Below are 13,328 nucleotides of genomic sequence, written 5' to 3'. Positions count from 1 at the left end.
TGAATGCTCCATATATATAAGCTGTCATCATCGTGTCTGCCACGTATTTTCTATCTATTTCATGGCATAACTTTATTGTTAAAGACCTTATGATGACTTTATTTCTTTATATATTCTTAATTACATCTTCCTATTTCAATATATTACTTTACTCTGACATTCACCTTATTTTTAATAATTATCACAATATACTCTTATTAGCCACTGGCACAAACCTTGGAGGCATCTCCTGCTTTAACTCCCACACGATACTCATTGGCTTCTCTCCACTATGACTTACATATTCGCAGGTTCCAAGGAATATAAAGGGTGAGGTATACCCATCTGAAGTCTTGTATTCTCTTGCAAATAGTGCAATAGAGTTTCCTGTCTTTTTGTGGTTTATATATCTTTGTCCTGTTACACTTTTCTCCCCAGTCTTGCTTTGAGACTGCCAGTGGAACAAGCTTTCGTTTATGGCATAATCTTCATATAAGGTTGATGGTGAAAAATCCTTGTCAGATTTATTTAAGGTTATGAAGAATATGTCTAACTTCTTATCTTCAAAGTACTTAACCCCTTCTCTAAAGGATGGGCAGCTTTCTTCATTAAAGTAACCGAAGGCTGCTAATATTTGATTAGTGTTATAGCTGCAATGAACATCTAGTGGGCATGAGAAATTAAAATCATTTTCTAGATTCATCATATCTACCTTTGAAAGCTTGTAGGTTAATATATCTATGATTTCATTTTTGAAGCATTCACAGTTTTTTATGCCGCTTAATCCATCTTCAAAGCTATTAAAGCCTTCCTTCTTTGGTTCACTACTATAGAAGGTATAATAAAGCATAGATAACATTAACTTTTCTCCATCATTTAACTCTTCTGCCAGCTCATTTTTCAAGTATTTAATTATAAATCCAATAAACTTAACGGAATCTATATGAAACAGACTTGGTAGTCTTTTTACTAACTTAGTTTCATTATTCAATGAGAAAGCTTCTCCTACTCCTGCTTCTGTTGCCATTCTCATAAAGCTTCTATCTCCACTTTTTCCGTATAAATCATACAAAGAAAGATTATAGTGGTTTAGAAAGTTTGTTAAATTCAGCTCAAGTCTAGTATCCTCACTGAAGTATTTCATCTTTTCTATGATATTTCTCTTGCTGTTAGTAGATGCTTTTATATTCCTCAATATATATTCTTTAGCTTGTTTCTCTAGAGCTATAAAGCATCCCTTAGGAACATTTAAGAACCCATTTTCCACATAATGAGCTATGGAATGCTTTGTCTTTCCTATCAAGGCTCTAAACTTTTCTTCAAAATTGTAACTTGCATGAGCCTGCCCCACAAAGTCTAGAACTGTTAGGCACTCTTTACCTTCGCTTAGTCTTAAGCCTCTACCTAACTGCTGCAGAAATACTGTTAAGCTTTCAGTAGGTCTTAAGAACAGAACTGTATTTATTTCAGGTATATCTACCCCTTCATTATAAAGATCCACAACAAAGATAAAGTTTATTTCTCCATTTACAAGTCTGTGCTTTACTGTTTCTCTTTCCTCATCACTTACCCCTGCGTATAATGCTATGGAAGGAATATTTGCTTTATTAAAAGCCTCAGCCATATATATTGCATGATCTATTGAAGTGCAGAAGCCAAGGCCCCTTACATCATCAATAGAGGTTACATAATCCTTTAGGCTTTTCAAAATCTGATTTGTTCTTATAGAATTTGAAGTATACACTCCTTCAAGCTCTTTTGTATCATAGCCCTTCCTGCTCCACTTTAGCTTTGAAAGGTCTACGGTATCTGTAACGCAGAAGTATTGAAAAGGACTTAATAGTTTTCTGTCTATAGCTTCTGTAAGTCTCATCTCTGCGGCAATTCTATCATCAAAATGCTCTAATACATTCTTGCCATCCATTCTTTCTGGTGTAGCTGTTAAGCCTAATAATACCTTTGGCTTGTAGTAATCTAGTAAAGTTATATAAGAAGGTGCTGCCGCATGGTGAAATTCATCCACTATTATAAAATCATAAAAATCCTTTGAAGTTTTCTCATATAACTTCTTAGAATTAAAACTTTGAATGCTTATAAATAAATGATCTAAATGCTCTATTTGTCTTCCACCTACTAATAATTCACCAAAATTAAAATTCTTTAACACTGCTCTAAAGGTAGTAAGACTTTGGGCTAGTATTTCCTCTCTATGAGCAACAAAAAGCAGTCTTCCGTGACCATTGTTATTTTTCAGAAATCTCTTATAGTCAAAAGCTGAAATAATAGTCTTTCCAACGCCTGTAGCCGCTACCAGAAGATTTTTATTTCTACCAAAGATTTCTCTTTCAACCTGAAGTTTTTCAAGGATTTCTTTTTGATAATGATATGGCGTTATATCCAAATTAAAATTCAAACTACTTTCATTACTATCTTTTTTGCTGGTCAATGCCTTATGTAGCTGTGCTGCATCCTGCTCATCTTCACCATTAAACTCAACAAACTCCTTATCGTTCCAATAGCTTTCATAGGTTGCTTCAAACTTCTTAATTATGTCAAAGGAATCCTTTTCTGTGACCTTAAGATTCCACTCAAGTCCAGAAGTTAAGGCTGGATTTGATATATTAGAAGAACCTATATAGGCAGTTGAGAATCCAGTTTCTCTCTTAAAAAGATAAGCCTTTGCATGAAGTCTTGTTCTCTCTACATCATAACTAACCTTTATTTTAGTATTTTTAAGCTTACTAAGCTCCATTATGGCTTTAAAATCTGTGGCTTCCATATAAGACGTAGTGATTACTCTAAGCTCTGTACCTTGTCTTTCAGTGAACTCTCTTAACTGCTCAATAATACATCTTAGTCCACTCCACTTTATAAAAGAAACCAGCATATCAATGCTATCCGAGCTTAAAATCTCCTTTTGCAACTCAGACATCATATTAGGTTCATAATGTGAGCCGGTAAATAAAGAACTCTCAGACAAAGGTGTTACTGGTCTTATATCCTCCACTTTTCTAAGAGCTCTAACACTATTAAGTTTAGAGTAGATTGAAGTTAGTACTTCCCCCTCTTCAGAAAGCTTTAACTTTTCAAACTCATCATCCTCTAGGTTCTGAGCTAGGATTTCAATTATCTCATTGCAGGTTTTGACCTGTTTAAGCAAAGCTTCCTTGCTTTCATTGGCACTAAAACCTTCTCTTATATATCTCAAAGCCTTTCTAGTTACAGCAGATATATAACTAGAAAGACGCTTTCTTGCCTCTTCCACATCTATCTTTTCCTTTGAGATATCATACTTTCCATTTTCTAAGACAGCTAACTCACCTTCTAGCTTTTTACTTATTAACTCTTCATAAAGGCCTTCCTTAAGCATGACACACCTCCTCATCTATGTTTAAATAACTGAATTACCTTCTTATAAAATCTATATTTATATCTAAATTAACGATGATAGTTAACAAATTTACTATCTACATATTACTAAATACAACTTAAATATCTATTTGACAGAACATATAACTGCTTAACCCCTTGTTCCAAAAGCAATTATTTTACACTCCATAAAAATTCTATTGGAGCTTTGAAAATATTGTTATCAATACACACTGAATTATATACACTGCCTTTATCTGAAAATTGTTATCTATAGCTAATTCAATTTTAGCAAAATTAGACATAATATACCATAGTTAGTTGATGTAAGTTCCTTGCCCATAAAAAAGTCACTGGCTTTTTTAACCAGTGATTAACCATCCTATATAAAATTTAAATGTATCTATTTTCAATAAATCCATCTATGAGCTAGAAAGCAGAAATTTATCTATTCAAGTCTCTAAACAATCTTCTAATATAAATAACCTTATAGAACAAGTAGTATAATATCTGAAAGATAAGATAAATCACTCCTATAATTAATGAGTACATAGCCGATGCGCCACCTTTACCTTGCTGAACTGGTAATGAGTAGCTATAGAAGCTTGCTAATAGAATTCCAAATATATATGGTAAGAAAAATAGCACCCTAAATTCTTTAGAAATCATGTTCTTAACTTCTTTCGCAGTGCTTCCTATCTTATGAAGCTTTCTATATTTAATTATTTCTCTTATTATACAGAATTTTTATTTCCCATATGTTTACATATAAGTAACAATAATGTACCTGCTGCAGTTTTGAAGCATTCTCACTAGAAAAATGTATTTGAGATAAGACGTATACAAAAAAAGTCTATAGGTTATTCTGAGTATGCAAGCCATACTGCTACATTATAAATAAAAAAGAAATGAACTAGCTTATTGATTTCAGCTAGTTCATTTCATCTTTTCACTATATTATTAATAAACTCTACTCTTTAAAGTGATAACAACATTTATTTAATACATATTAATAGGAAACTAAATCTACTTACAGAAGATAGGCATACCTGTTTTCCATAATAATTTATACTTGTCCACCACTTCTATAACTCTTAGTTCATCAACACGGTCAAAAATCCATCTAAATCAAATACCTTATTAGTTTCAAATAGCTCAGCTAACTTTTCTATATTTTCTTCTAGATGTTCAATGTCTTTTGAATACATATGGATTATGTCTACAGAATCTTTATCAGTAAATTCTCCACTTTCTATCCATCTAAACACGAACAGTTCCTTAATCATTAAATAACTAACCACTGCTGTTTTAACTTTAGCAGCTACATCATAATCAAAAACAGCTTTCATGAAATATCTAAATATAAAGTAAACCAAAAGATGTTCAAATTCATAAAGCTTGTCTTTATAGAAATCATCAAATTGTCTATGCTTATCTAAATAAAGCTCTGAGTCCCTATTGCTTTGCCAAAAATAGCTTGATACCTTATGTAGCTCTAATGGGTCATTAGAGTTTATATGCTTTAATTCTTTAAACACTTGAAAAAATTCATTTATGTTGTTATATTTAATAGTTCCTTTACCTTCATACTGCTCTAGACTATGTAGGATTTCATTTTTAGTGTCCTTATTTAAGTATTTTTCATTAACAGCTTTTATTGCCAATATATTATTTTCATCTATTAAGGCTTGAATCTCACTAGCAAATTTCAGGATTAAAGAAGCTCTATATTCTAAAGTAATATCACGGTTTTGAAGTATATCAAAAACTATCTTTCTACTTTGTAATAGATTTATAAAAAGCATAGCGTTAATATCATTGTAGGAAGTGATTTCTTCTTGAACTTCACTCAATTCAAACTCTGCCTTTTTACTGTCTCTTAATATTATTCTAGCTGCTTCTGGACAGGACAGTGATAGCCCTATTTCACGCAAGCCTCCAAACTCTTCAGTATATCTTGGATACTGCTTGCAAGTGTGACAAAGACTATCCCCTCCAAGCTCAGTATATATATCGCACATTTTATTTTCATTTAGAAACGCACAGTTATCACCTTTTAGCACAAATATATTTTCTCCATCACGATTAACTATGTTATTCCTTAGTGTTTTTCCAAATTCTCCATTTACCTTTTTATATTTCTTATAGCTTTCATCATCGATTACGATTTCCCACCCAGCGCAGCATGTATCTTCACAATCTGCAGCTATGCATTTGAATTGTTTAAAATAACTTGGCACCCTAATCTTCATTCTTATCCTCATCCTATCTATATTGAAAAAATCCGCCACATTTTTATATAACTGATTTTTATAGTATACATTAATTTACAATCAATCCTTAGTGCTGATCTTTTAACTTTCCTTTACGCCTCAGTGTTAAGGCAAATCTGATTATTCTATCACCTGCTGTAGGATTAAACAAACAAGCTCTCCAAATCCTCTTGCGTCATTTGAGTTATGATGTTATCTTCATTCATATCCTCATCCATTACGTTTTTAATCATTTCTTTCTTCTTTTCCTGAAGATTATATATCTTTTCTTCAATAGTACCCTTTGTAAGAAGCTTTATAACCTCTACAGTTTTTTGCTGACCAATTCTATGTGCTCTATCTGTAGCTTGTTCTTCTACCGCTGGATTCCACCATGGATCAAAGTGTATTACAATATCTGCTCCAGTTAAATTGAGCCCTGCTCCTCCAGCTTTTAAGGAGATTAAAAACACTTCTGCATCTCCTTCATTGAACTCCTTAACCATATCCATTCTAACTTTACTTTTAGTTTTTCCGTCCAAATACATATATTTCATATTATTTTTATCAAGTCTAATTCTGATATTTTTAAGTACAGATGTAAATTGAGAAAACAAAAGTATCCTGTGTCCTTGACCTATGCTATCTTCTAAAATCCCTTGTAAAGCTTCCATCTTTCCATTATCCCCATCGTATTCTTCTATAAATACAGAAGGATCACAGCATATTTGTCTCAGTCTTGTTAAGATAGAAAGAATCTTTATCTTACTCTTATTAAAACCATTTTCTCTTATCTCTTCATCAATCACATTCTTAGCTTCAGCAAGATATGCAGCATAAAGCTTTTTCTGATCCTCTGTCATTTCTACCACCAGCTTATGCTCTATCTTAGGAGGTAATTCTTTAACAACATCCTTTTTCAATCTTCTTAAAATAAAGGGATTTATATGCTTATTTAATTCCTTTAATGCGGTTACATCGCTATTTTTTACTATAGGCGTTTCGTATCGTTTTGTGAATTTATCATGGGTAAGTAAATAACCTGGCATAATAAAATCAAAAATAGACCAAAGTTCCGTTAAAGAATTTTCTATTGGTGTGCCCGTAAGCGCAAAATAACCCTTTGCTTTAAGCTCTTTTACAGCGGTAGCATTCACAGAAAATGGATTTTTTATTTGTTGAGCTTCATCTAAAATGCAGTAATTAAAAGTAATCTCCTTATACTCCTCTATATCCCTTCGTATCAGTGGGTAGGAAGTTATTACAACATCGCAATTATTTATATCGCTTATCATCTCTTCACGCTGCTTCTTTGACCCAGCTACTACTAGTACCTTCAATTCAGGAGCAAACTTCTCTATCTCACTTTGCCAATTGTATACTAGAGAAGTTGGTGCTATAACCATAGATTGCTTATTTCCCTTTTCAGACAGCAAAAAGGCTATGGTTTGAAGGGTTTTTCCAAGCCCCATTTCGTCTGCAAGTATACCTCCAAAGCCATATTCTGATAAGGTCTTAAACCATTTAAAGCCTGTTCTCTGATAGTTACGCATAATGCTGTCTAGTGACTCAGGCAGCATATATTCCATATCTTTCACATCTCGTATATTATTGGTAAGTTCTCTGAAGTTTTTACTTCTTTTTACGTAATCCATTTCCTTATCTTTGATTTTTTCATCAAGATACAAGGCATTATATTTTGAAAGCAGTATCTTTTCCTTGCTTAAATCCTTGTCTTTTATATCTAAAAAGTCAAGCATCTCACCTAGGGCTTCAATTGATTTATCTTCAAGAGATACAAAACCGCCCTCTTTAAGCTTGTAATACTTTTTCTTTTCTCTTAGGGCACTGAATATATGTTTAAGCTCTTCTCTACTTACCCCTTCAAGCTCAAAAGAAAACTCTAACAGATTATCCTCATTAAGCTTTATTCCACCTTTTAAGCTTGATTTGCCATAAACCTTGGTGTTCTTAAAGCTTTCTGAATAATATACTTCTCCAAGATCTTGAAGCTTATATATTCCATCGGCAATAAAGCTCACAATATTATTTTCGTTTTTCATCACATAATTGTCTTGCTCTTCCTGGAAGCCAAAGCTTTTCAGTATACCTTCACAATTTTCTTCCTTTTTAATATCACGAATCAATATCTTATCAGTGTTTTTAGCCTCACTTTTTTCTAGTGGGTTAATATCTATTTCATCATAGTTAAATTTTAAGGTCGCTGTCACTATATCGTCTTTTTTATCCAGATAAATTTTACTAACAAGAGGTGCTTCATAAAAATTCTCTTTAATATTTTTATCAAACACAACTTCCTTAGCCACAGTTTTAAGCTTAGGTAAAAGATAAGAAGCTATCTTTTCTCCTTCCTTTTTACTGAAAACCGCCTTTTTATTATTTTTACTTGATATTAATTTATATATAGGCAAATATAAGGAACATTGATTCTTCGGTGGAAGATAGATGCTTCCTTCATACCAGAATACTCTGCATTCCTTATCTAGAGGTTTGGGTATATTCCCTTCCTGCTCTAACTCTATAATCTCGCTTTTCATACCCATTTTAAATTTTAAAGGCATGGTACCTTCTATAATCTTTGCAGCCTTGTACTCGGTTCCATTTACAGTCAAATCAATGGTTCTTTCCTTTGCTAATTTAAAAAACTTATATAATATTCTATCCGTTAATGTAAGCTTCTTTCCACTAAATATTGGATTGTTATGAGAATTATAATAATCATAGTAGCTAGTACGATCTCCCTCGATATCTCTTATTTCCATAAACAATTCCATTATTTTTTCGTCTACTATATTAAATTTATGTAAATTAGGCTCGTAGGTAAATCCCTTTCCAAACTCTACAACTTCACCACTTATTAATGAACTTAAGAACTTCTTCATATTTTTCACAACATAATTTTTTTCCAGCCCTAATTTAAGTTCAATATAAGGTCTCTCATGAGCTAAAGCTTCAAAGAACTTAATTTCCATATTCAGTTCTCTTTTATAATCCTCACTGATTTCAGAAACTTCATTGAAAGCTTCAATTAAAGAGTCTATATCAGATTTTTTTGAAGCCCCATTTAAATTATTTTGGTACTCCTTACTATATTTTAAAAGCACTGCTGCAATATGCTTACAAAGTACATCACCTTCATAACTACCAGCCTCTTCATATTCCTCACAATTACACTTTACCTGTATCTGATTTGATATACTCTCCCATTGTATATTTACTGAATTGGCATTAAACCCATTAAAAGAAATTACATTAGCAGAAATATCTAGTTGTTTACCTTTTTTAAAACCTCTTATCTCAGTTTGCTTTATTTGTAAAGGTTCAATATAATTTCCCTCATAATATTGTTTTGCTCTTTTAAACGTAATATCATCTGTCCATTGTTTTATTAGTGCTTCTGTTATTCTCACAACCAATCCTCCACTAGTTTTTTCAAGATACTCCTATGTAAATGTACATAAAAGAGGATATTATTACTGTATCTTTTTTTCTTCCAAATAAAATCTCTATTTTTATTATAGCCTAAAAATCTATAGCTTTAAACTTTCGGAAATAGAACTAGTAGACTTTTCTTCAAACTCCTTAATCTTGATTCACATTCAACATATATCTAATACATAGCAATAGGTAACTAAATATGTACTTCTACAGAATATATAGAACTTTCTTTCATAATACTTTATATACCAATTATTATCATTCATTATCAGGACTTGAGTAGAAGTATAAATCCATATATTCCAATCTTTTAGTACATAAATAAAGAAATTGCATTAGAATAAATCCAGTGCAATTTCTTCATAGTATATATTTTCTGACTCTTCTTGGTTAACTATTTGTTATTCTACTTAACGCAGATTAAATTAAACTATTATTCTATTTATTATTTTCTAAGCTTTTCAACCTCTTGTATCAGCAAACCAGTTTTTAATGAAATAGTTTCATCATCCAAAACATCTAATAGATTTTTAGCGATTGCTATAGCTTTATTTTTCTCGCCTTGCTGTATTCCTTGCTGAATACCTTCTTCCATCGCTTTATTAAGAGCACTAACCTTATCTTTTAGTATTTTTTTTCTCTTTGTACCGTGTCATTACTCATCTTTATCAGCTTATCTTTTGCCTGTCTTATCTCTTCCTCTGTTAGTTCAGTAATAAATCGTTTTGTTCTCCTTGATACAGAGAAAACTTCATCTAAAATATAATCTGTAATAATTCCTTTGAATGCTGCTTTTGATGATTCTGAATGTATCTTCCCTAAGATATCTGAATCCTTCAAGTTTGCATAACGAATCAACCTACTCAAAATACCCCCCCAATTTATTCTTTTTTAGATGCAATTATGCCTATAGGAATTAATGCATAGTCTAATTATAAGTAATTGTACCTATCTGTATATTTTACTTCTAATTCTCTTTCATCACATGATCCATATACTATAAACCTTCCTATTACCGCTAACTGAATTAATCAATAATGCCTATATTAATTAAAAATAGTATACTCGAATGTATTTAATAAATGTGGGTGGCTTTGTTCTTTATAATTGCAGTAGCGAAACCCATACTTAAAGATAGCTTGTTTAATATTAAATTAATTTTATGACATTGAAGATACAGTGAAACAGATAAGCCCTGTTAAAATCAATAAAAATATAGATAGTACGCTTACAATAAGTGTTATCTTTGATAGTAAATTAGAAATATTATATTTCTTCATAATCAGCGCAATAGAGCCACCAATAATTATAGATAGTCCCCATATTATGAAGCCTTTTGTTTCATGCAATAATTGGTCGTTATCAACCCATAGTTTTGCCAAAAAGAAAAATATACATATACAAATAATTGATATGATTTGAGCAAATAGTTTTAACAAATCTTTCATTTGCACCCCACCTTAATTTGAGCTAATATTTTTATTGTATATAACTAAAGCATACAACATTGTTTATCGTTTTGCAATAAATATATATCAAAATGCAATGCATATTACAATTCAGGTGCTTATTTACTGGGTGGATTCTTTTAAATAGGTCAATAGAAAGACGAGAAGCCACTTTGTAAACTGAAAAGCAATATTTGAAAATTACAATTGAATATTTGTAAACGAAATGCCACTTTTGTATTTGAAATGCAGGTTTTGCAAACAAAACGCAGCTTTTGTAACCCAAATGCAGTTTGATTTTTAGTTTTTATTGAAGTATTATAATAAAAATGAGCATGTCAAATGGAGGTCGATTCTCTCTCGATTTTTTTGTAATCGGAGAATCCACCCCTGATTTCAGTTCTTTATGAGCTGTTGGCGGCGCTGTTTCTATTATTATTTTTTGAGAAGAGCAGGTTTTAACATGATGTCACTGGCGGCAACCTGTGAACATCCTAACTTATGTAGAGCTTCTTCTCCATGGTAAAAGCTGAACGTTTCGTATGGGCTACGGTTGTTCAGCTTTTTTCTTTTGTACGAGTTTATGTGATTCATCATTAAATTAATATCTTCCTGCGTAAGCTGATTAAAGCTGGTGCCTTTCGGAAGGACTCGACGAATTAATTCATGATTTACTTCGATAGCACCTTTTTGATAAGGACTACCTGCATCACAGTAAAATACATGGGTACGCAAAAGCGGGAACGTATCTCGATACTCAATGGCTCTTGGATTGGAAAACTCACTTCCGTTATCTGTAAGTATTACAGGAAACAACTCTGAAAACAGTTCATGTCCAATCACTTTATCGAGATGATTAAATGCATCCGTAACAGACTTTGATGTATTTGCATCCCGCAAGAACGCAAGCATCAAACTACAATCAACAAAGTGAATAGTCAAAAGGCATTTACCTCCTTTTGTTCCGATGAGAGAGTCCATTTGAACAACTGCTGTATCAGGATTTTTATCAATAAATGCACCGAATGCTTCATAGTTACGACCAATACGGCATCCTTTATCTACTTTAAACTCTGGCTTTTTGTAACGTTCTCGAAATTTTACTTTACGTGGCAAATCAATATTTCTAACATCAAAAAGACATGCATCAATGTAGTTATAAATTGTTTTTTCGCTGCACATCAGTTCATCTTCATGATTTACATAAATTTGATGAACAGATTGACCGTTCTGAACAAGTGGTGAAATTATCTTATTCAAAAGATCTAGCTCAGTCTCAGAAACACATAAACCACTCCTAGACTGGGAGATAGATTCGTGAGCTTTAAGATGCGCATGCTCCGCGTCGTAAATATTTTTTAATAGCGAGCATTTACCAAGGGTTTCACAGCCATTGCAAACGTAGGGAACCCGAAACCTGGCAGTACAGATTTCTAAAATGAAGTCTGGGCAATTATCATTACAGGATTGACAAAGTCTACAGTAAACTGAAGCTTTTCTGGTACAATTTTTACCACATACATCTTTAGATCTACAGAAAAAACGGTTCTTACAGGCATTAAATGGATAACCAGGATAGCCAGTAGCAATTTCTGAGCTGTATTTACCTACTTCTCTGGAAATAGTAGTTGGATTTTTACCCAATCTGCGACTAATTTCTTTGAAGGAAAGACTTTCTTTTAGAAATTTTTGTAATTCAAGTCTTTCCTCATAATTAAAAAATTTAGACATATATCCTCCATTCTGCCGCCAACTATTTTAGGATATATGAATTTTAAACTAAGGGAAACAAAAAAGACTGGTATAACCCAATCTTTTTGTAAGCTGAGGTGCGATCACCTTGCATGTATATTAAATTTAAGAATTAGTAATAAACTTTGAATCGGAATGATTGCATTTCGATTTACAATTCACGAATGGATTCTTTTAAATAAAAGTCTATTATAAACAAATATTTGTAACTTCCATAAATAAAAGTAGACAATATTAGTTGTCCACTTTCATAGTTAGAGCTACCAATATGTAATTTATTTATTAGTAATTTAATTTATATTATTGGATTTTCAATAATGTAATTCTTAAATTTGCTCATTATCTCACCATTACTCCAATAAGAAATCATTTCTTCAGGTGGTATATCAGAAATAGGTACATAAAACCCTTCTGGAATAAAAACTTTTTCTATTGAAGTACCTTCATTAAGACTTGGTTGAGTAGCCAATGTTCCATTATATGTTCCTGTGAAAACAATAGGTTCTGAATCTGGGTGGCAATATGCTAAACAATCCTGAATAATAATAGAACGATTATCTTTATCTTTTACTAAATTAATAAAATCATCAGCAGAGAACCATTCATTTACATACTTGATGAAAGGACCTGGAAAGCCCTTTAGTGCCTCTATATAAAATCCAGCATCTGTTACAATAACAGATTTATTTATTTGACGGCTCGCCCAACGAGCAGAATACATTGCTACTTCTTGTACACTTTTGCTCTGAATTTCAGGTGTATCCAATTTCATTTGAATGATATTTATCCCCGTATTGATAAAAGCATTTAAGGCCACCTCGAATTTAACACTATTACCTGTAACATAAATTAATGAATTATCCAATTATATACCCCTTTCTGTTTCTTCCAATATAACCTTCAGTTTAGATATTAATAATTTAAAGTTATTCAATATATTATATTCTTATTATACATAATACCTGGATTATAATCCCATTTATATTGAATCAAAATTATATCCTTAGCCTTGAAAACTTACGTTATTCTTATTTTTGTATTATCAGTGTTAGTTTACTGGTACCAAAAA

At 31.9% G+C, this 13,328-nt stretch carries 9 protein-coding genes; all 9 read right to left on the bottom strand.

What is annotated here, in order from left to right; genetic code table 11:
- Nucleotides 1–181 precede the first annotated feature (181 nt).
- Nucleotides 182–3,349 (bottom strand): DEAD/DEAH box helicase, encoded by a 3,168-nt coding sequence (locus tag GXK57_RS12410; RefSeq protein ID WP_160676535.1) that lies wholly within the window; start codon nt 3,347–3,349, stop codon nt 182–184.
- 443 nt (nt 3,350–3,792) lie between these two features.
- Entirely contained in the window at nt 3,793–4,017 is a 225-nt protein-coding gene (locus GXK57_RS12405) for a hypothetical protein (RefSeq protein ID WP_160676532.1), read from the bottom strand.
- 425 nt (nt 4,018–4,442) lie between these two features.
- A complete protein-coding gene (gene fliB, locus GXK57_RS12400; protein WP_160676529.1) occupies nt 4,443–5,600 on the bottom strand; it encodes a flagellin lysine-N-methylase in 1,158 nt (385 codons plus the stop codon).
- A 164-nt stretch (nt 5,601–5,764) separates the two neighbouring features.
- On the bottom strand, nt 5,765–9,031 hold the full coding sequence (locus GXK57_RS12395) for a DEAD/DEAH box helicase (RefSeq protein WP_243156417.1): 3,267 nt from the start codon (nt 9,029–9,031) through the stop codon (nt 5,765–5,767).
- Between the two features lie 473 nt (nt 9,032–9,504).
- Nucleotides 9,505–9,654 (bottom strand): hypothetical protein, encoded by a 150-nt coding sequence (locus tag GXK57_RS12390; protein WP_160676526.1) that lies wholly within the window; start codon nt 9,652–9,654, stop codon nt 9,505–9,507.
- Between the two features lie 29 nt (nt 9,655–9,683).
- A complete protein-coding gene (locus tag GXK57_RS12385; protein ID WP_160676523.1) occupies nt 9,684–9,926 on the bottom strand; it encodes a hypothetical protein in 243 nt (80 codons plus the stop codon).
- 293 nt (nt 9,927–10,219) lie between these two features.
- Nucleotides 10,220–10,507: a hypothetical protein gene (locus GXK57_RS12380; RefSeq protein WP_160676520.1), complete on the bottom strand. Its 288-nt coding sequence runs from the start codon at nt 10,505–10,507 to the stop codon at nt 10,220–10,222.
- A gap of 435 nt (nt 10,508–10,942) precedes the next feature.
- Entirely contained in the window at nt 10,943–12,238 is a 1,296-nt protein-coding gene (locus GXK57_RS12375) for an IS30 family transposase (RefSeq protein WP_160676517.1), read from the bottom strand.
- Between the two features lie 316 nt (nt 12,239–12,554).
- Nucleotides 12,555–13,124 carry a non-canonical purine NTP pyrophosphatase gene (locus GXK57_RS12370; RefSeq protein ID WP_160676514.1) on the bottom strand — a complete coding sequence of 190 codons (570 nt, stop codon included), beginning with the start codon at nt 13,122–13,124 and terminating at the stop codon, nt 12,555–12,557.
- Nucleotides 13,125–13,328 lie beyond the last annotated feature (204 nt).

Source organism: Clostridium sp. C8-1-8, assembly GCF_009928445.1.
GTDB lineage: Bacteria > Bacillota > Clostridia > Clostridiales > Clostridiaceae > Clostridium_AR.
The sequence above is the reverse complement of the archived record's forward strand: the minus strand, read 5'-3'. Positions and strand labels throughout refer to the sequence as shown.